Below are 17867 nucleotides of genomic sequence, written 5' to 3'. Positions count from 1 at the left end.
CAGCGACCGCAACTAAAACCAAAAAATGGCTTATCCCGCCCCTCGTGGCGCGGGCACTGTCAACAACCGGATTGTGGGGGAGGTGTATTTAGCGCGCGCGGCGCAGCAGCGGAAGCAGCTTGGCGCGCAGCGGCAGGCGCGCAAGTAGCACGCCGGAGAGGGCAAGAAACAGTATGGGAAAAGTCAGCATCTCAAACATAGCTACGACTATAAAGATATTGCTCTGGTCGCGCAACAGATTTTGTCAGGACCGCCGCGCGAAACACCGGCAAATCCGATGTCAGCTATCGCCGGCATTGTGCTTTCGCCGACTACGCTTCCACAGCGCCATGACGTAACCCGACAGGGCATAGGCAAGAAACAGGGCGAACAGAATTCCCGGCGGATACGACGACACGAGTCCATAACCGAGGACGATGGCGGGAAGGACGATGAATGGCACGCTACGGCGCAGATTGATATCCTTACCACTCCAGTAGGGCACAGTGCTGACCATGGTGATGCCGGCAAACAGCGTCAAGGCAAACGCATACCAGCGCACTTCTTCGCCGGGAATATTCAGATCGTTGATTATCCATACGAAACCCGCCACCAGCGCGGCCGCTGCCGGGCTGGGCAATCCCTGGAAATAGCGCTTATCCACAATTCCAATATTGGTATTGAAGCGGGCCAAGCGTAATGCTGCGCCGGCACAATAGACGAATGCAGCAATCCAGCCCCACTTGCCCATGCCCTTCATCGCCCACTCGAAGGCAATCAGTGCCGGAGCCGCGCCAAAGGACACCATGTCGGAAAGTGAATCGTATTCCGCGCCGAAAGCACTCTGCGTTCGCGTCATGCGCGCCACACGGCCATCCAGGCCGTCGAATACCATGGCGATGAAAATTGCCACCGCCGCATGTTCGAAGCGTCCGGTCATCGCCTGGACTATGGCGTAAAAACCGGAAAACAGCGCTGCCGTCGTCAGCAGGTTGGGCAGCAGGTAAATGCCGCGCCGACGCAGTTCGGAATTCATCAGCGCCTTGCGAGGTGGAATTGCCGGCATGGTTGAATTACAGAAGGGAACGTAGCCTATTCTAACGGCTCATGCTGGTTCGGCAACCAACACGCGTCGTACTGCTTGAGCGTCGAGCCTGTTCCGAGGCGCTCGCACAGCTCCGACCACGAAAAACACAAAGGGCGCAGCACAGCTGCGCCCTTCGCGATACGACGGCAGGAATCAATTCTTGGTTTGATCGACCAGCTTGTTTTTCTTGATCCACGGCATCATCGCGCGCAACTGCTCGCCGACCAGCTCGATCGGATGGGCGGCGATCAGACGCCGACGGGCGGTCATTTCCGGGTAATTGGTGCGGCCTTCAAGGATGAACTTCTTGGCATATTCCCCTTCTTGAATCGCCTTCAGGGCATCCTTCATGGCGGCACGGGCTTCGGCGCCGATTACCTTCGGTCCGGTCACATACTCGCCATATTCGGCGTTGTTCGAGATCGAGTAGTTCATGTTGGCAATGCCGCCCTCGAATATCAGATCGACGATCAGCTTGACCTCGTGCAGGCACTCGAAGTACGCCATCTCCGGCGCGTAACCAGCGTCGGTCAGCGTTTCGTAGCCGGCCTTGATCAATTCCACCAGGCCGCCACAAAGCACCGCCTGCTCACCGAACAGATCGGTCTCGGTTTCCTCGCGGAAGTTGGTTTCGATCACGCCACCCTTGGTGCCGCCGTTCGCCGCTGCGTAGGACAAGGCAATATCCTTGGCCTTGCCCGACTTGTCCTGATGAATCGCGATCAGTGAGGGCACTCCACCGCCCCGTAGATATTCGGAGCGCACGGTGTGGCCGGGGCCCTTCGGGGCGATCATGATCACGTCCACGTCCGCGCGGGGAATCACCTGATTGTAGTGAACATTGAAGCCATGAGCGAAGGCCAGCGCGGCACCCTTCTTCATGTTGCCCTCGACCTCGCTGTAATAGACCGCAGGAATGGTCTCGTCGGGCAGCAGCATCATGACGACGTCAGCATCTTTCACCGCCTTGGCAACTTCCTCGACCTTGAGTCCGGCTTTTTTCGCCTTGTCCCAGGAAGCCCCTCCCTTGCGCAAACCAACCGTCACCTTGACACCCGAATCCTTGAGATTCTGCGCGTGAGCGTGGCCTTGCGAACCGTAGCCGACGATAGTGACTTTCTTGCCCTTGATCAGGGAAAGGTCGGCATCCTTGTCGTAATAGACTTTCATTCGTTTTCCTTCGTTCCAGAGTTCATACTTTGAGGATTCGATCGCCGCGTCCGATGCCTGAAACGCCGGTGCGAACGGTTTCAAGTATCAGGGAGCGATCAATGGCTTCAAGAAAGGCATCCAGCTTGGAGCCGTTGCCCGTCAGTTCGATCACGTAAGTCGAATCGGTGACATCAATGATGCGGCCGCGGAAAATATCCGCAATCCGCTTCATCTCCTCACGATCCTTGCCGGCGGCGCGCACCTTTACCAGCATCAGCTCGCGCTCTATATGCGCAGCTTCGGACAGATCCACCACCTTGACAACATCTATCAGCTTGTTGAGCTGCTTGGTGATCTGCTCAATGACATCGTCCGATCCGGTGCTGACAATGGTCATGCGGGAAAGCGAGGCGTCTTCGGTCGGCGCTACGGTCAGCGACTCGATGTTGAACGCCCGGGCGGAGAACAAGCCGGAAACACGGGAAAGCGCGCCGGCCTCGTTTTCGATAAGAATGGAAATGATATGTCGCATGCTTACAGTTCCTCGGCCAGAATCATTTCCGACAAGCCTTTGCCGGCCGCCACCATCGGATAGACATTGGCCGTCTGATCGGTGAGGAAATCCATGAACACAAGGTCGTTCTTGTGCTTGGTGAAAGCCTCACGCAGCGCCGGCTCCACGTCGGCCGGACGCTCTATCTTCATGCCTACATGGCCGTAGGACTCCGCCAGCTTGACGAAATCCGGCAGGGCATCGACATAGGACTCGGAGTAGCGATTACCATGGAACATCTGCTGCCACTGGCGCACCATCCCCAAATAGCGATTGTTCAGGTTGATGATCTTGATCGGCAGGCGGAACTGCTTGGCCGTAGACAACTCCTGGATATTCATCTGGATCGAGGCTTCGCCGGTAATGCACGCCACAGTCGCTTTCGGATTGGCGAAGCGTACGCCCATCGCATAGGGCAGACCTACGCCCATGGTGCCGAGGCCGCCGGAATTGATCCAGCGACGGGGTTTGTCGAATTTGTAGTACTGCGCCGCCCACATCTGGTGCTGCCCCACGTCAGAGGTGATGAAGGCCTCGCCGCCAGTAACTTCATAGAGCTTTTCCACCACATACTGGGGCATGATGATTTCCTTGCCCTGCTTGTACTTGAGCGACTTCTTGGCGCGCCACTCGTCGATCTGCTTCCACCAGGCAGCCAGCGCCTTCGGATCAGGCACTCCGGCAGAGGCCTCGAGAAGCTTCTGCAATTCGTCAAGCACATCAGGCAGATTACCGACAATGGGTACATCGACCTTGACCCGTTTCGAAATCGAGGAGGGATCGATGTCGATATGGATGATCTTGCGCGAAACCTCGGCAAAATGCGCCGGATTGCCAATTACGCGATCATCAAAGCGCGCACCGACGGCGATCAGCACATCGCAATTCTGCATGGCCATGTTGGCCTCGTAGGTGCCATGCATGCCCAGCATGCCGAGCCATTGCTTGTCGGTCGCCGGATACCCCCCCAAACCCATCAGGGTATTGGTCACCGGATACCCGAGGGTCTGGGCAAGCTTGACCAGCCTTTCAGCCGCATCCGAAAGAATCACGCCGCCACCCGCGTAAATCATCGGCCGCTTGGCTTCCAGCAGCATCTGCACCGCCTTCTTGATCTGCCCGCTATGGCCCTTGACCACCGGGTTATAGGAGCGCATGGCGATGGTCTTGGGGTATTCGAATTCGCACTTCTGGTTGGTGATGTCCTTAGGGATATCCACCAGGACCGGACCGGGGCGGCCCGTCTTGGCAATGTAGAAAGCCTTTTTCAGGGTTATTGCCAAATCCCTGACATCCTTGACCAGGAAGTTGTGCTTGACGCAGGGCCGGGTAATGCCGACTGTGTCGCATTCCTGAAAGGCATCCTGGCCGATGTAGGCCGTAGGTACCTGGCCGCTGATGATAACCATCGGCACTGAATCCATATGGGCCGTGGCGATCCCGGTTACCGCATTGGTCACACCCGGCCCCGAGGTGACCATGCAGACGCCGATCTTGTTCGAAGACCGCGAGTAGGCATCCGCCGCATGAACGGCCGCCTGTTCATGGCGAACCAGGACATGCTTGAACTTGTCCTGTTTGAAGAGTTCGTCGTAAATATATAGGACCGAGCCGCCGGGATAGCCGAATACGTATTCGACCTTTTCCTCCTGCAAGCACCTGATTACAATTTCTGCGCCGGTTAGCTGCATTGATTACACCTGTTACACTTTTCGAGTGAAACGTATAACCTTACTGACTCGCCCGCGAATGGTCAAGATTTATGTCTGCGGAGCTCGCACCGCAGACGGTATCCCTTGCGGATATAGTCTGTCTCTCGCAGTGAAAAACTGCCGAAAGGTGACAGGAGTCACTCCTGAGTTCCCGAACTGAACTATCCAATTTCCTTGCCGGCATAGAGCGGCGCGCCTTCAAACAGGCCATGTTTGCCATTCGAAACGAGGAGACCGCACTGGACATTGTTCAGGATGCGATGATGCGTCTCGCGGAAAAATACGGCAACCGCCCAGGCGCGGAATGGCCGATGCTGTTTCAGAGAATCCTGCAAAATGCCATTCGCGACTGTTACCGGCGATCCAAGGTAAGGTCCTTGTGGACTACGCTGCTGTCATCCCTGTCGCCGAATGAAAATGACGATACCGACCCGCTTGAAACCTTTGCCGGAGAGAACGAGTCAGCCGCCCTGGCTCCGCCGCACCAGCAGCTGGAAAGATCGCAACTCCTTGGTATTATTGAAAAAGAGATTGAAAAACTACCGCCGCGTCAACGTGAAGCCTTCCTGATGCGTTACTGGGAGGAAATGAACATTGCTGAGACCGCGGCGGTGATGGGTTGCACGGAAGGCAGCGTTAAGACACACTGTTCGCGCGCCACGCATACCCTGGCCGCAGCGCTCAGGGCAAAAGGCATAGAGCTATGAATGAAAATACGGAATTTGGCTACAAGACAAGGCAGATCCTGAACGAGGGTGTTGATATTCTCGACAAGAAGGTGACTGCTCGTCTTTATGAAGCTCGCCAAACCGCCCTGAATGGGCAGCGCCCGACGGTAATGGGCTTGCGCATCGCAGGAATTGGGCACAGCGTGGAGCTTGCAATTTTTCCGCAAGTGCGGAACCTGCTTGCTGTTGTGGCTTTGAGTGTCGGTGCCATAGGAACCTACTACTGGGATGCCTATGAGCAGGCCCGGGAATTCGAGGAAATCGACAGCGCACTACTGGCCGACGAACTACCCCCTGCCGCCTATCTTGATCGAGGCTTCCACGCATGGCTCGAGTACGCTTCGGACTCATCCTCGCAGTAGCGTTCTGGCTGGCCCTCCCGCCCAGTCATGCAGCCATAGTTCCTCCGCTTTCGCAGCCGTCCTGGTCCGAGTTGACTGCGGAGCAGAAGCGCGTTCTCGCTCCGCTTTCCAGCGAATGGGACAGTATGGAAGGTTTCCGACGAAAGAAGTGGCTGGGTATTGCTCAGCGCTACCAGTCCATGGCTCCCGGCGAACAGGCCCGCATGCAGAGACGCATGACCGATTGGGCCAAACTCACGCCCGACGAGCGCAAGCGGGCAAGAGACAAGTACAGATCATTGCAAAAAGCGCCCGCAGAAAAAAAGGAAGCGGTCAAGTTGAAGTGGCAGGAGTACAAAGAACTTCCGGAGAGCGAGAAAACCCGCCTCAAGACTGAGGCCGCGCGCAAGCCCACGCCACGCCCTGCGCCCTCGAAGCCAGCCGTTGTGCCCAAACCATCGAGCCCATCGGGCGGACCGCCGCCTGTCGCCCCGGTCGCTCCCGCGACAACACGTTAGTCGGCAATTATGTCTGTCGCAGCGGCGCCTGCCACCGCCCAACTGCCGAGCCTGCGTCGCCGGGTTGCAAGCATGCTTTACGAGAGTCTGTTGCTGCTTGGGGTGCTTTCCGTCAGTTTCATGCTGCCGCACCTTGCCCTGGGAATGGGATTCGACATCGTCTTACCGGGTTGGGTGCTGCTCGGCCACGTATTCGTCGTGCTGGGCGCCTATTTTCTCTGGTACTGGATTCATGGTGGGCAGACGCTGGCGATGCAGACCTGGAATATCAGGCTGACCACTCCAAGTGGCGCTCAACCATCCTCGGCACGTCTCGCACTGCGTTATGTTCTGGCCTGGCCCAGCCTCCTCTATTTTGGCGCCGGAGTGCTCTGGGCTCTGTTCGATCGCGATCGCCAATTCCTCCATGATCGCCTGGCGGGGACCCGATTGGTGTTCAAGCGACAGCAGGGTTCCTCAGCGTCGATCAACCCACCATAGCATTCCGGCGGCGGTCATCAAGAACAGCACGCTTGGCGTTATCGCGGAGTAGAAGGGTGGCCAGCTGTTGATTACGCCGAGACTTGAAAATAGACCATTCAACATGTGGAAACCGATGCCGAGCATGATGCCGGCAAATACGCGGATGGTCACCGCGCCCATTCGATCCTGCATATAGGCAAACGGCAGGGCCAAAGACATCATCACCAGCGCCGCCAAGGGGTAGAAGAGTTTCTTCCACATCGCTATTTCATAGCGATCTGTCTTTTGCTGATTGCCGCTCAAGTGGCGGATAAAGAGATATAGATTGACCAGCGACATGCGCTCCGGCACCACCAATAGCACGGATAACAGGTCCGGATTGAGTGCTGATTTCCAGCTTAGCTCGCGATACCTTTCCACGTGTGCCATATCGCCGGAAAATACCGTGCGGACTACGCCATCGAGTGACCATGTATTCGCACCGAAATAGGTGCCTCCGTCCGCTTGGGTGATGGAAAGCAGCTGAAACCGGTCATCGAATTCAAACACGCGCACGTTGTGCAAAGTCGCGTCCGGAAGCACCTCGCGAACATTCACGAACGAGCGCTCGTCCCGGACCCACAGGCCGGAACGAAACTCCTGTGCCACCAGGGAGCCCATTGCCTCGAGCCTCAGTTGCTGAGCTGCCCGCTCCGATGGCGGAGCCACAAACTCGCCGACCAGCAGGGTCAATGCAGAGAACACCAGTCCGATCTTGGCCAAAGTGAACAGTAGATCCTTCGTCGAGAGGCCGGCGGCGCGCAGCACGGTAATTTCGGAGTGACGCGCCAGAACGGTAAGGGCGTACAGCGTGCCGATCAAAACGCCGATTGGGAACAGCTCATAGAGCCGGCCGGGCAAGGTCAGAATCACATAGCCCAGCGCATGCTGAATCTGGTAACTGCCCTTGCCTATGCTTTCAAGTTGATGAATCAGGTCAAAGAACGCAAAGAGCATCAGGAATGCCAGCAACACCAAGCCAGTCGACGCGTAGATCTCACGCGCCAGGTGGCGTTCGTAGAGTTTCAGCGCCACCGCAGTTTCCCCCATGCCAGGGGATTCTGCCGTCGATAGAAAAGCACCAGCAGCAGCACGAACATGCCGACGTGAACCGCCCAGACGCCAATCTCAAAACGCAGTTTGCCTTGCGCAACCCAAGCTTGACTGACACTGAGCAGATTGCTGTAGATCATGTAAGTAAGCAGTGCGAATATCAGGTTGTTGGTCCGTCCGGCACGCGGATTGACGAATGCCAGCGGTATCGCCAGAACGGCCAGATTCAATGCCGCAAGAGGCAGGCCGAGACGCCACAGGAGTTCGGCCAGATGGGCCGCCTGAGGATCTCGCACGAGTTCCCACACCGGCTTGGTGCGCGGCGAATCCTCAAAGCCGCGGGCTTCCTTGGTTTCGATGCGCAAGGCATAGCGATCAAACTCCATCACCCGGTACTCCGGTGTTCCCGCGGTACCCTCGTAGCGCCGCCCATGATCCAGCACGAGAAAACGATCACCGTTGGGAACGGTTTCGGTGTGGCCTTGCGCCGTCGCCATGACGCCCAACCGGCCCTGCTGGATGGAGCTGATGAATACGTTCTTTACCTTCCCATCCTCGCCGGCAACGCTTTCCACGAAAAATACGCGGTCGGCGCCACTCGACTCGTTGAATGCGCCCGGGGACACGCGTGCCACGTCGTCGCGCTGATCCATGCTTTGGCGGTATGCCTCGCTCTTTTGCGTCGCCCATGGCGCCAGCAGCAGTGAAAGAACGGCTATCACGAGTACCGGCGGCCCAACGAACTTCAATACCGGCTTGACCCAGGCGGTGAGGGGGATCCCTGATGACAGCCAGACCACCATCTCCGAATCGCGGTACCAGCGCGACAGCGTCATCAGCACCGCGACGAAGAGGGTCAGCGAAAGCAGTACCGGCAGATAGCTGATCGCACGAAAACCCAGCAGAGCAATTACCGCCTCGGAAGCCAGCTTTCCACCCGCCGCGTCCCCCAGCAGACGAATCAACTGGGTGGTCATCAGGATCGCGAAGAGGGCGACAAAAACCCCCACCGCCGTATGGGTGAACTCCCTAATTGCGGCGCGCTGGAAAATCATCGTGTAACAGAATATCTGCTTTGACTTTTGGTGAAAACTTGGGGAATAATCGCGGTATTGGCGGAAACCACTCGAAACAGAACAATTTCTCCGATTTTCCGCCACCTCCAAGGAGAGCATTTTGGAATTTAGCATAAAAAGCGGAAGCCCGGAAAAGCAACGCAGCGCGTGCGTTGTAGTCGGCGTCTTCGAACCGAGGAAGCTTTCCGCAGCGGCGGAGGTCATTGACAATGCCGCCCACCAGTTTCTCAGCGATATTTTGCGCCGCGGCGACATGGAGGGAAAGAGCGGTAGCTGCCTGTTGCTCCATGGTGTTCCCGGCGTCGAGGCGGATCGCATCCTGCTGGTCGGACTTGGCAAGGAAAGGGAATTCCGCGAAAAGGAATACCGCACCGCCGTGGCCACCGCGGTGCGACAGCTCAACGAAACCGGGGGCTTCGACGGCACGCTTTATCTGACCGAACTTGCGGTCAAGAAGCGCGATGTCGCCTGGAAAATTCGACAGGCCGCGCTGGTGGTGCAGGAAACGCTCTACCGCTTCGATCGCCTCAAATCAAAGAAAGAGGAAGTGCGTCGCCCGCTGCGCAAACTGACCTTCTGCGTCACCCGTCGCAATGAACTTGCCACCGCCGAAAACGCGCTGGCGGAAGGGCTGGCGATTGCGGCCGGGATGGATCTGGCCAAGGATCTCGGCAATCTGCCGGGCAACATCTGCACGCCGAGCTACCTCGCCGACCAGGCCAGGCAGCTCGCAAAATCGCACGCATTGGGCGTCGATATTCTCGATCGTGCCGATATGGAAAAGCTCGGCATGCACACCCTGCTTTCCGTCGCGCGCGGCTCGCATGAGCCGCCCAGGTTCATCGTCCTGCGCCACTCCGGAGGTGTCTCCGGAGCCAAACCGGTGGTACTGGTGGGCAAGGGCATCACCTTCGATTCCGGTGGCATTTCGCTCAAACCCGGGGCGGAAATGGACGAGATGAAGTATGACATGTGCGGTGCTGCCAGCGTACTCGGAACGCTCAAGGCGGCTGCCATGATGAAGCTGCCGCTCAATGTCGTCGGCGTCATTCCATCCACGGAAAACATGCCCGGCGGCGCGGCGACAAAGCCGGGCGACGTAATCACCTCGATGTCGGGGCAGACCGTGGAAATACTCAACACCGACGCCGAGGGCCGCCTGATCCTGTGCGACGCCCTCACTTACGTTGAGCGCTTCGACCCGGAATGCGTGGTCGATATCGCCACGCTGACGGGCGCCTGCGTGATTGCACTGGGACATGTCGCCACCGGCCTGCTCGCCAATAACGACGGCCTCGCCAGGGAACTGCTCGATGCGGGCCAGGACGCCTACGATCGCGCCTGGCAAATGCCCCTGTGGGACGACTATCAGGAGCAATTGAAGAGCAACTTCGCCGACATGGCGAATATCGGCGGCCGGCCGGCCGGCACCATCACCGCGGCCTGCTTCCTCGCACGCTTCACCGATAAGTACCATTGGGCGCATCTCGACATTGCCGGCACCGCCTGGCGTTCCGGCAAGGACAAGGGCGCCACCGGACGACCGGTGCCCTTGCTCAGCCATTTTCTGATGGATCGCGCCAAAAGCGCCCCGAAACCGGTAGCCAAGCGCAAGCGGGGATGACCAAAATCACCTTTCTCCATGGCGCGCGCGACCGGCTGCAGGCTGTCGCCGCATGGCTGGAGCGCGCCAGCGGCGAAGGCCGACGAGTATTGGTGTATGTACCTGCCGGCGACCGCCGGGACCATCTCGACCGCCTACTGTGGACTCAACCCGCTACCGGCTTCACGCCCCACTGCCGTGCCGAGAACGATCTGGCGGCAGAAACCCCTATCGTCTTCGCATCGGGGCTCGACAATCCCCTCCACGACGAATGCCTGCTGAATCTGTCGGACGAAGTCCCGTCGGGTTTCAGCCGCTTCGAGGAACTGATCGAAATCGTCAGCATCGAAGATGCCGACCGCTTGCCAGGTCGCGAACGCTTCCGCTTTTATCGCGAACGCGGTTACCCGTTGGAAAACCGTGACATCTCCGGAGGCTTCCGATAGATGGCTGACGACGATACGGCTGATCTTCTGCGCCAGGCCGATGCGCTGATTCGGCGCAACCGGACCTATGTTGCCGGCTCGGTCCCGGCAGCCCCTCAGGTCCCGCCACCCGACGACGATTTGCCTGTCCTTACCGACATCGTCACGGATCAGGAAGCCGCGCTGGCCACCGCGCCGCCGCACCTGCAGGAGCATCTCGACGCCTTGCGCGAGGAACTTTCGCGCTGGCTTGAGCGGGAATTGCCGCACGCCGTCCTGAAAGTCACGGATGGATTGGCGGATCAACTGATGGGGGAACTCACCCATCAAGCCGAAAAGAAGTTGCTGCCGCGCCTGATTGCGAGACTCGACGGCACCGCCGAGCAAAACCCGGCCGAAGAATAAATCCAGGGAAGGCGGACTTTCCCGGCAGTGCCCCGGGCCGAGTCGGGAATCAGCCCGGCGGTACGGTTTCCGCGAACGCGGGACGCTGCATCAGTTTTTCATACAGCAGCGACAGATTGGGGTAGTCCTCGCGCCACCGGATGTCGCCGAGGCGGAAGGATACATAGCCCAGCGCACAGCCGACGGCAATGTCCGCCAGCGAGAGGCTGTTGCCATGGCACCAGGGCTGCTCGCCCAGATCTTCCGACATGGCCTTCAGCGCCTGGGTAGTCTTGCCGCGCTGCCGTGCTATCCATGACGGACTGCGCTCGCCAAGAGGACGCTGCGCCTCGAGAAACGCTGCCACGGCGGCATCCAGCACGCCGTCGGCAAGAGCCTCCCAACGCTTGACGCTGATGCGCTCGCGGCCGGAAGCAGGCAGCAGGCGACTGTTGGGTGCCACCATGTCCAGATACTCGGCGATGACCCGGGAATCGTAGAGCGTGCTGTTGTCGTCCAGCACCAGCACGGGAACCTTGCCCAACGGATTGAGCGCGGCGACCTGGTTGCCCTCCGCCCACGGCGAATCGATGACCAGATCGTAGTCGATCTTCTTTTCCGCCAGCACGATGCGTATCTTGCGGACATAAGGGCTGGTAAGTGAACCGATCAGTTTCATTGGGATGAATCACAAGGTTTCGGGCAAGGAAACTATAGCACGCCGCCCGTTGGTGGCCGCGGACCGGTGATCGGAGGGCGATAGCCTGCATGTTAAAATTACCTATGCTGTCGGGACCTCCCGCGCATCGTCCTCTCCTCGCCAAAGACATGACACTCACCGCACTCACTGCCCTTTCTCCGCTCGATGGTCGCTATGCCGCAAAGGTCGAAAACCTGCGCACTCATTTCTCGGAATACGGCCTCATCCGCAATCGCATTCGGGTCGAAATCGAATGGCTCAAGACGCTCGCCGCCGCAGGGGAAATCGCCGAATGTCCAGCGTTCTCGACCGCCACGATCAAACAGCTGGACTCGGTTATCGCCAATTTCTCGGTCGCAGATGCGGAGGCCGTCAAGACCATCGAGGCCCGCACCAATCACGACGTCAAGGCCATGGAATACTGGCTCAAGGACTGCCTGGCGAGCAATCCCGAAGTAATGCGCGTCAGCGAGTTCATCCATTTCGGCTGCACTTCGGAAGACATCAACAACACGTCCCATGCCTTGATGCTCATGGATGCGATCGGCGGCAGCCTGTTGCCGGAACTCGACCGCCTGATCGCCCGCCTGCGCGACCTGGCCCATCAGTTGGCGGAGCTGCCGATGCTGGCCCGCACCCACGGCCAGCCCGCCACGCCGACCACGCTGGGCAAGGAAATGGCCAATATCGCGGCGCGCCTGATCCGCAGTCGCAAGCAGATTTCCGCGGTATCGCTCAGTGCCAAGTTCAACGGCGCCGTGGGCAACTACAACGCCCATCTCGCGGCCTATCCGGATATCGACTGGGAGAGCTTCAACCGCCGCTTCATCGAGTCTCTCGGGCTGGAATTCAATCCCTATACCATCCAGATCGAACCCCACGATGCGATGGCTGAACTGTTCGATGCCATGGCCCGTGCCAACACGATTCTGATCGACGCCGACCGCGACCTCTGGCAGTACATCTCGCTGGGCTACTTCAAGCAGAAGCTCAAGGAAGGCGAGATCGGCTCATCGACCATGCCGCACAAGGTCAATCCGATCGACTTCGAGAACTCCGAGGGCAATCTGGGTCTGGCCAATGCGCTATTGCGTCACCTGGCGGAAAAGCTGCCGATCTCCCGCCTGCAGCGTGACCTCACCGACTCGACCGTGCTGCGCAACATGGGCGTGGCCTTCGGCTATACGCTGTTGGCCTTCGATTCGACCTTGCGCGGGCTGAACAAGCTCGAAGCCAACCCGCTACGCCTCGCCGAAGATCTCGACGAAGCCTGGGAAGTGCTGGCCGAGCCGGTACAGACGGTGATGCGCCGCTTCGGCGTGCCCAACCCCTACGAGCAGCTCAAGGAACTCACGCGCGGCAAAGGCATCGAGCAACAGGCCCTGCGCGAGTTCATCGCCAAACTGCCGTTGCCTGAGGCAGACCGCCAGCGCCTGCTCGAAATGACACCCGCTTCGTACATCGGCAAGGCGGCGGAACTGGCCAGGCGGATCTGACATGGCGTTTGCCGACAATCTCAAACAGCTGCCCCGCATCTCGCATCTGGCGGCAATCCAGTTGCTGGACAGCGAAGGCGCAGTTGCCGCAACGATAGAAAACAAGCCGGGCCAGACCGGCTCGCTTTCCGTCTACAACCATCTCGGGCAAATATACGGAGCGATCACCGCCGAGGCGGCCAAAAAGGGGCTGGAGCTGTACGCCGAGCATACCGACGATGCGAGGCAGAATCCCGGCAAGCATCCCAACATCGACCGCCTGCTGGCATTGGCGGCCGACGGCAAGCGCCTGCTGCGCGTCAAACACCTCTTCGCCACTGGAATCGAATAGCCGGCGCCATCCCCGGCATTTGGGGCGATACCCCGCGAGCTCCTGCGTCTGTAACCCAGGTCACTTAGCCGTTGACGGAAGCATGGAATAATTTCCGGACACTGATCGTATACCGGATGCCGGTACCTGCTGGCCTTCCCCTCGACAGAAAAAGGAGTTCAAATGAAATTCAACAAGTTCGTCGTCGCCACTCTCGCCATTGGTCTTTCCGGCGCAACCCTGGCCCAAACGATAGGCAAGGCCGAAGATCAGATTCGCTGGCGCCAGTCCGTAATGCAGACCCTCGGCTGGAGCATGGGCCGCATCAAGGCCAACATCGAAGGCAGCTACAACAAGGATCAGGTGATCCAGGCCGCGAACACCATTCAGGCGCTGGCCAACTCAGGATCAGGCGGGCTGTTCCAGCCGGGAACCGACACCGGCAAGGGCTGGCGCGACACCAATGTGAAACCGGAACTGTTCACCAATGCCGCCAAATTGCGGGAAGTCGGCATGGCTTACAACAAGGAAGCCAACGAAATAGCCAAAGTTGCCGCTGGCGGAGATGCCGCTGCGGTCAAGGCCCAGTTCGGCAATCTGGGCAAGGCCTGCAAGGGCTGCCACGACGAATTCCGCAAGGAAGAGAAGAAATAAATCGCCCATGGCGGAAGCATTCGATACCGCTGCGACGGCCACCTTCGGGTGGCCGTTTTGTATTACCAGCTCGGCGCCGTGGCAGGCGCCAGGGTGGGCTGGGGTGACGCGATCCAGGCGCCGCTGGCGCCGTAGGCGGCTGCCAGGGCAATCGACAGCGCGAAGCAGAAGGCCAGCGCTCCGCCGCCCTTCGCCGTCTCGCCAGCACCATCCCCGGGGATACCGCTTCGCATAACTTTCCAGCCCGTGATCATGGGCATGATCAGGGTTTGCTTCCTGAAGCGGACGTAATACGCAATGGCGCCCAGGTGTGCCAGCACCAAAAGGATGGTCAAGGGCTCGATCAGGCGATGGATGCCGGCCACCCGATCCGAGAATTCCTTGCCCACCAGTGCGTAGAGCGGTCCCTCGAAGGCGATGTCATCGTTGGCGAACATTCCGGTCGCCACCAGCAGCATGAACGTGCCCAGCATGGCCAAGACCGACAGCGCGCCGAGCGGGTTGTGTCCTTCGCCCTGCCACTGCCCACCGATATAGTCCTTGATGGCGCGCGGCCCGCGGACGAACTGGCTGAAGCGCGCATGGGTCGAACCGACAAAACCCCAGACCAGGCGAAACGCCAGCAAACCGACCACGGTCACGCCGATGCGGCCATGCCAGACCATGGCATTGCCGCCTATCTTCACCGTCACAAAGGAGCCGACCACGCAGAGCGCCAAAGCCCAGTGGAACACCCGGGTCGGCAGATCCCAGATGCTGATGCGTTGCATCAGACCACGGCTTCCTGCTTTTCTACCTTGGGCTTGACGAACTGCTCGCGCGAAACGCCGAGCCACATGACCAGGGGGCTCGCCACCAGAACGGACGAATAGATGCCGAACAGGATGCCGATGGTCAGCGCCAGGGCGAAGTAGTGCAGCGCAGCGCCACCGAAAATCAGCATCGAGGTCACCATCATCTGGGTCGAGCCATGGGTGATGATGGTGCGCGAGATGGTACTGGTGATGGCGTGGTCGAGCACCTGCGGCGTGGTCATGCCGCGCTTCTTCTTGAAGGTTTCGCGGACCCGGTCGAACACCACCACCGACTCGTTGACCGAATAGCCCAGCACCGCCAGCACGGCCGCCAGCACCGGCAGCGAGAACTCCCACTGGAAGAAGGCGAAGAAGCCGAGGATGATCACCACGTCATGCATGTTGGCGATGATGGCGGAGAGGGCGAAGCGCCATTCGAAGCGGAAGGCCAGATACAGCATGATGCCGACCACCACCAGCAGCAGCGCCAGCGCGCCGTCTTCGGCGAGTTCCTTGCCGACTTGCGGCCCGACGAACTCGACCCGTTTGAGTTCGGGCGTTATCGCGGGCGCCGTACCGCCAGCACCAACTTTCATCAGCGAGGCCATCACCTGCTCGCCGACCTTCGAGCTTTCGGCGCCCTTCGTCAGCGGGACGCGAATCAGCACGTCGCGCGAGGAACCGAAGTTCTGCACCTGCGGGTCGACAAACCCGTCGGACTCCAGTTGCTGGCGGATCTGTCGCAAGTCGGGCGCCTGGGCATAGCTGACTTCCATCAGCGTGCCGCCGGTGAACTCGACGGAAAAATGCAGCCCCTTGGTGCTCAGGAAGAACACTGCCAGCAAAAAGGTGATCAACGAGATGATGTTGAACACCAGGGCATGGCGCATGAAGGGAATATCTTTGCGTATGCGGAAAAATTCCATGTCAGACTCCCGGCTTCCAGACTTGCCCGATGCTCACCGCTTCCAGCTTGCGCCGGCGGCCGTAGATCCAGTTGATCAACGCACGCGACACCACGACCGAACTGAAGATCGAGGTCAGGATGCCCAGGCAATGCACCACGGCAAAGCCGCGCACCGGACCGGAGCCAAAAATCAGCAATGCGATGCCGGCGATCAGCGTTGTGATGTTCGAGTCGAGAATGGTCGCCCAGGCGCGCTCGTAGCCGGCGGTGATCGCCGCCTGCGGCGAATTTCCGCCGCGTAGTTCCTCGCGCACCCGCTCGTTGATCAGCACGTTGGCGTCGATCGCCATGCCCAGGGTCAGGGCGATGGCCGCAATGCCGGGCAGGGTCAGCGTCGCCTGCAGCAGCGACAACAGCGCCACCAGGAACAGCAGGTTGGCCGACAGCGCGAACACCGATACGACGCCGAACAGCAGGTAGTAGGACATCATGAACACGGCGATGGCAATGAAGCCCCACATGGTCGAGTTGAAGCCCTTGGCGATATTCTCGGCACCCAGGCTGGGGCCTACGGTGCGCTCCTCGATGATTTCCATCGGCGCCGCCAGCGAGCCGGCCCGCAGCAGCAGGGCGACATCGTGGGCTTCGACGGTGCTCATGCGGCCCGATATCTGCACGCGGCCGCCGCCGATCTCGGTGCGGATCACCGGCGCCGTGACCACCTCGCCCTTGCCCTTTTCGATCAGCAGGATGGCCATGCGCTTGCCCACGCTCTCGCGCGTCACGTCCTTGAAGATGCGTGCGCCCGCGGAATCGAGCGACAGGTGCACCGCCGGTTCCTGGGTCTGGTTGTCGAATCCGGGCTGGGCATCGGTCAGGCGCTCGCCGGTCAACACCACCTGCTTCTTCACCAGCAGGCCGCGGCCGCCGCGCTCGACGTAGTATTCGGTCCCGGGAGGCGGCTGGCCGCGGGCGGCCTGATCCATGACGCTCGGATTGGCACTGGCTTCGTCATCGACCATGCGCACTTCCAGCGTTGCCGTGCGGCCGAGTATGTCCTTGGCCTTGGCGGTGTCCTGCACCCCCGGCAACTGCACCACGATACGGTCTATGCCCTGCTGCTGGATCACCGGCTCGGCGACGCCGAGCTCGTTGATGCGATTGTGCAGGGTGGTGATGTTCTGCTTGACGGCGAATTCCTGGATGCGCTTTTGCGCCACCGGCTTGAGCGTCGCCACCAGTTTGAGATCCGCACCTTCCTGGGCGTCGACCAGTTCCAGGTCGGGCTGGCTGTCGGCCAGGACGCCGCGCGCCTTGTCGCGGGTTTCCGCCTCGCGGAAACGTATCGCCACGGTCTGTCCCTCGCGGCTGATGCCGCCATGACGGATGTTCTTGTCACGCATCAGGCTGCGCAAATCGGCGCCGATCGAATCGAGCCGCTTGGTCAGTGCACCCTTCATATCGACCTGCAACAGGAAATGCACGCCGCCGCGCAGATCGAGGCCGAGATACATCGGCAGGGCGTTGATGCTGTTCAACCAGTTGGGGGAGTCCGAGACCAGATTCAGCGCCACGCTGTAGGTCGCATCCGCCGCCACCGGGTTCAGGGCTCTCTCGATGGCGTCCCGCGCCTTGAGCTGGGTATCGGTGTCGGCCAGCCGCACGCGCACGCTGTTGAGATCGAGCACCATCCCTTGCGGGGCGATCGATGCAGTTCTGAGCGCCGCTTCCACCTGGGCCAGGAGTTTGGCGTCGACCTTGTGCGTCGATTTGACGCTGGCCACCTGCACGGCCGGTGCCTCGCCGAAGAAGTTGGGCAGCGTGTAGAGCAGGCCAAGCACCAGGGCGATCAGCACCGTGGCGTTTTTCCAGAGGGGGTAGCGGTTCATGGCGT

At 59.8% G+C, this 17867-nt stretch carries 20 protein-coding genes; 10 read left to right on the top strand and 10 right to left on the bottom strand.

Going from position 1 to position 17867, the window contains the following annotated elements:
- Positions 1–280 precede the first annotated feature (280 nt).
- The 4 genes from pssA to RMO95_RS09900 all read right to left on the bottom strand — a co-directional run bounded on the left by pssA (position 281) and on the right by RMO95_RS09900 (position 4462).
- Positions 281–1015 (bottom strand): CDP-diacylglycerol--serine O-phosphatidyltransferase, encoded by a 735-nt coding sequence (gene pssA, locus RMO95_RS09915; protein ID WP_310450459.1) that lies wholly within the window; start codon positions 1013–1015, stop codon positions 281–283.
- A 204-nt stretch (positions 1016–1219) separates the two neighbouring features.
- A complete protein-coding gene (ilvC, locus tag RMO95_RS09910) occupies positions 1220–2236 on the bottom strand; it encodes a ketol-acid reductoisomerase (protein WP_310450458.1) in 1017 nt (338 codons plus the stop codon).
- 22 nt (positions 2237–2258) lie between these two features.
- On the bottom strand, positions 2259–2750 hold the full coding sequence (gene ilvN / locus RMO95_RS09905) for an acetolactate synthase small subunit (protein WP_294986642.1): 492 nt from the start codon (positions 2748–2750) through the stop codon (positions 2259–2261).
- A gap of 2 nt (positions 2751–2752) precedes the next feature.
- Positions 2753–4462 carry an acetolactate synthase 3 catalytic subunit gene (locus tag RMO95_RS09900; RefSeq protein WP_310450457.1) on the bottom strand — a complete coding sequence of 570 codons (1710 nt, stop codon included), beginning with the start codon at positions 4460–4462 and terminating at the stop codon, positions 2753–2755.
- Between the two features lie 164 nt (positions 4463–4626).
- Between RMO95_RS09900 and RMO95_RS09895 the strand changes: the two genes are divergently transcribed.
- Genes RMO95_RS09895 through RMO95_RS09880 form a run of 4 tightly spaced genes read left to right on the top strand, consistent with a single transcriptional unit; the run spans position 4627 to position 6550 of the window.
- Positions 4627–5190 carry an RNA polymerase sigma factor gene (locus tag RMO95_RS09895; protein WP_310450616.1) on the top strand — a complete coding sequence of 188 codons (564 nt, stop codon included), beginning with the start codon at positions 4627–4629 and terminating at the stop codon, positions 5188–5190.
- Entirely contained in the window at positions 5187–5573 is a 387-nt protein-coding gene (locus tag RMO95_RS09890; RefSeq protein ID WP_310450456.1) for a DUF3619 family protein, read from the top strand. Before RMO95_RS09895 ends, RMO95_RS09890 begins: the two co-directional genes overlap by 4 nt.
- Complete coding sequence (locus tag RMO95_RS09885) at positions 5537–6070, top strand: DUF3106 domain-containing protein (protein ID WP_310450455.1); 534 nt, start codon at positions 5537–5539, stop codon at positions 6068–6070. The genes RMO95_RS09890 and RMO95_RS09885 overlap by 37 nt, the downstream gene beginning before the upstream one ends.
- 9 nt (positions 6071–6079) lie before the next feature.
- Complete coding sequence (locus tag RMO95_RS09880; RefSeq protein WP_310450454.1) at positions 6080–6550, top strand: RDD family protein; 471 nt, start codon at positions 6080–6082, stop codon at positions 6548–6550.
- Here RMO95_RS09880 and lptG read toward each other — a convergent pair.
- Together lptG and lptF are read right to left on the bottom strand one after the other, a co-directional pair.
- Positions 6527–7606: an LPS export ABC transporter permease LptG gene (gene lptG / locus RMO95_RS09875; RefSeq protein ID WP_310450453.1), complete on the bottom strand. Its 1080-nt coding sequence runs from the start codon at positions 7604–7606 to the stop codon at positions 6527–6529. The genes RMO95_RS09880 and lptG overlap by 24 nt on opposite strands.
- Positions 7597–8679: an LPS export ABC transporter permease LptF gene (gene lptF, locus RMO95_RS09870; RefSeq protein WP_310450452.1), complete on the bottom strand. Its 1083-nt coding sequence runs from the start codon at positions 8677–8679 to the stop codon at positions 7597–7599. The genes lptG and lptF overlap by 10 nt, the downstream gene beginning before the upstream one ends.
- A 121-nt stretch (positions 8680–8800) precedes the next feature.
- Here lptF and RMO95_RS09865 point away from each other — a divergent pair, with 121 nt between their 5' ends.
- From RMO95_RS09865 to RMO95_RS09855, 3 genes are read left to right on the top strand one after another with little or no spacing between them, the layout of a single operon-like run.
- Positions 8801–10324 (top strand): leucyl aminopeptidase, encoded by a 1524-nt coding sequence (locus RMO95_RS09865; protein WP_310450451.1) that lies wholly within the window; start codon positions 8801–8803, stop codon positions 10322–10324.
- A complete protein-coding gene (locus RMO95_RS09860) occupies positions 10321–10749 on the top strand; it encodes a DNA polymerase III subunit chi (RefSeq protein ID WP_310450450.1) in 429 nt (142 codons plus the stop codon). Before RMO95_RS09865 ends, RMO95_RS09860 begins: the two co-directional genes overlap by 4 nt.
- Positions 10750–11133 carry a hypothetical protein gene (locus tag RMO95_RS09855; protein ID WP_310450449.1) on the top strand — a complete coding sequence of 128 codons (384 nt, stop codon included), beginning with the start codon at positions 10750–10752 and terminating at the stop codon, positions 11131–11133. It begins immediately after the preceding gene.
- Positions 11134–11182: 49 nt separating this feature from the next.
- Here the strand turns inward: RMO95_RS09855 and RMO95_RS09850 are convergent, their stop codons facing one another.
- Positions 11183–11791 (bottom strand): glutathione S-transferase, encoded by a 609-nt coding sequence (locus RMO95_RS09850; protein ID WP_310450448.1) that lies wholly within the window; start codon positions 11789–11791, stop codon positions 11183–11185.
- A 149-nt stretch (positions 11792–11940) separates the two neighbouring features.
- Between RMO95_RS09850 and purB the strand changes: the two genes are divergently transcribed.
- From purB to RMO95_RS09835, 3 genes are all read left to right on the top strand, one after another.
- Positions 11941–13308: an adenylosuccinate lyase gene (purB, locus tag RMO95_RS09845; protein ID WP_310450447.1), complete on the top strand. Its 1368-nt coding sequence runs from the start codon at positions 11941–11943 to the stop codon at positions 13306–13308.
- 1 nt (position 13309) lies between these two features.
- Entirely contained in the window at positions 13310–13639 is a 330-nt protein-coding gene (locus RMO95_RS09840; RefSeq protein WP_310450446.1) for a DUF2322 family protein, read from the top strand.
- Between the two features lie 162 nt (positions 13640–13801).
- Positions 13802–14272 carry a cytochrome c gene (locus RMO95_RS09835; protein ID WP_310450445.1) on the top strand — a complete coding sequence of 157 codons (471 nt, stop codon included), beginning with the start codon at positions 13802–13804 and terminating at the stop codon, positions 14270–14272.
- A 62-nt stretch (positions 14273–14334) separates the two neighbouring features.
- On the opposite strand, the gene RMO95_RS09830 is transcribed toward RMO95_RS09835, so the two are convergent.
- From RMO95_RS09830 to secD, 3 genes are read right to left on the bottom strand one after another with little or no spacing between them, the layout of a single operon-like run.
- Positions 14335–15042, bottom strand: a complete 708-nt coding sequence (locus tag RMO95_RS09830; RefSeq protein WP_310450444.1) for a cytochrome b/b6 domain-containing protein — start codon at positions 15040–15042, stop codon at positions 14335–14337.
- Entirely contained in the window at positions 15042–15992 is a 951-nt protein-coding gene (secF, locus tag RMO95_RS09825; protein WP_310450443.1) for a protein translocase subunit SecF, read from the bottom strand. Before secF ends, RMO95_RS09830 begins: the two co-directional genes overlap by 1 nt.
- Before the next feature lies 1 nt (position 15993).
- Positions 15994–17862 carry a protein translocase subunit SecD gene (gene secD / locus RMO95_RS09820; RefSeq protein ID WP_310450442.1) on the bottom strand — a complete coding sequence of 623 codons (1869 nt, stop codon included), beginning with the start codon at positions 17860–17862 and terminating at the stop codon, positions 15994–15996.
- Positions 17863–17867: the final 5 nt, after the last annotated feature.

This window comes from Sulfuritalea sp. (genome assembly GCF_031426875.1).
In the GTDB taxonomy this organism is placed as follows: domain Bacteria; phylum Pseudomonadota; class Gammaproteobacteria; order Burkholderiales; family Rhodocyclaceae; genus Sulfuritalea.
This window is presented reverse-complemented; position numbering and strand designations above follow the sequence as displayed.

Coding starts and splice junctions, on each gene's coding strand:
- pssA (WP_310450459.1), bottom strand. CDS start 1,015: ATGAATTCCGAACTGCGTCGGCGCGGCATTTACCTGCTGCCCAACCTG.
- ilvC (WP_310450458.1), bottom strand. CDS start 2,236: ATGAAAGTCTATTACGACAAGGATGCCGACCTTTCCCTGATCAAGGGC.
- ilvN (WP_294986642.1), bottom strand. CDS start 2,750: ATGCGACATATCATTTCCATTCTTATCGAAAACGAGGCCGGCGCGCTT.
- RMO95_RS09900 (WP_310450457.1), bottom strand. CDS start 4,462: ATGCAGCTAACCGGCGCAGAAATTGTAATCAGGTGCTTGCAGGAGGAA.
- RMO95_RS09890 (WP_310450456.1), top strand. CDS start 5,187: ATGAATGAAAATACGGAATTTGGCTACAAGACAAGGCAGATCCTGAAC.
- RMO95_RS09885 (WP_310450455.1), top strand. CDS start 5,537: ATGGCTCGAGTACGCTTCGGACTCATCCTCGCAGTAGCGTTCTGGCTG.
- RMO95_RS09880 (WP_310450454.1), top strand. CDS start 6,080: ATGTCTGTCGCAGCGGCGCCTGCCACCGCCCAACTGCCGAGCCTGCGT.
- lptF (WP_310450452.1), bottom strand. CDS start 8,679: ATGATTTTCCAGCGCGCCGCAATTAGGGAGTTCACCCATACGGCGGTG.
- RMO95_RS09860 (WP_310450450.1), top strand. CDS start 10,321: ATGACCAAAATCACCTTTCTCCATGGCGCGCGCGACCGGCTGCAGGCT.
- RMO95_RS09855 (WP_310450449.1), top strand. CDS start 10,750: ATGGCTGACGACGATACGGCTGATCTTCTGCGCCAGGCCGATGCGCTG.
- RMO95_RS09850 (WP_310450448.1), bottom strand. CDS start 11,791: ATGAAACTGATCGGTTCACTTACCAGCCCTTATGTCCGCAAGATACGC.
- purB (WP_310450447.1), top strand. CDS start 11,941: ATGACACTCACCGCACTCACTGCCCTTTCTCCGCTCGATGGTCGCTAT.
- RMO95_RS09840 (WP_310450446.1), top strand. CDS start 13,310: ATGGCGTTTGCCGACAATCTCAAACAGCTGCCCCGCATCTCGCATCTG.
- RMO95_RS09835 (WP_310450445.1), top strand. CDS start 13,802: ATGAAATTCAACAAGTTCGTCGTCGCCACTCTCGCCATTGGTCTTTCC.
- RMO95_RS09830 (WP_310450444.1), bottom strand. CDS start 15,042: ATGCAACGCATCAGCATCTGGGATCTGCCGACCCGGGTGTTCCACTGG.
- secF (WP_310450443.1), bottom strand. CDS start 15,992: ATGGAATTTTTCCGCATACGCAAAGATATTCCCTTCATGCGCCATGCC.
- secD (WP_310450442.1), bottom strand. CDS start 17,862: ATGAACCGCTACCCCCTCTGGAAAAACGCCACGGTGCTGATCGCCCTG.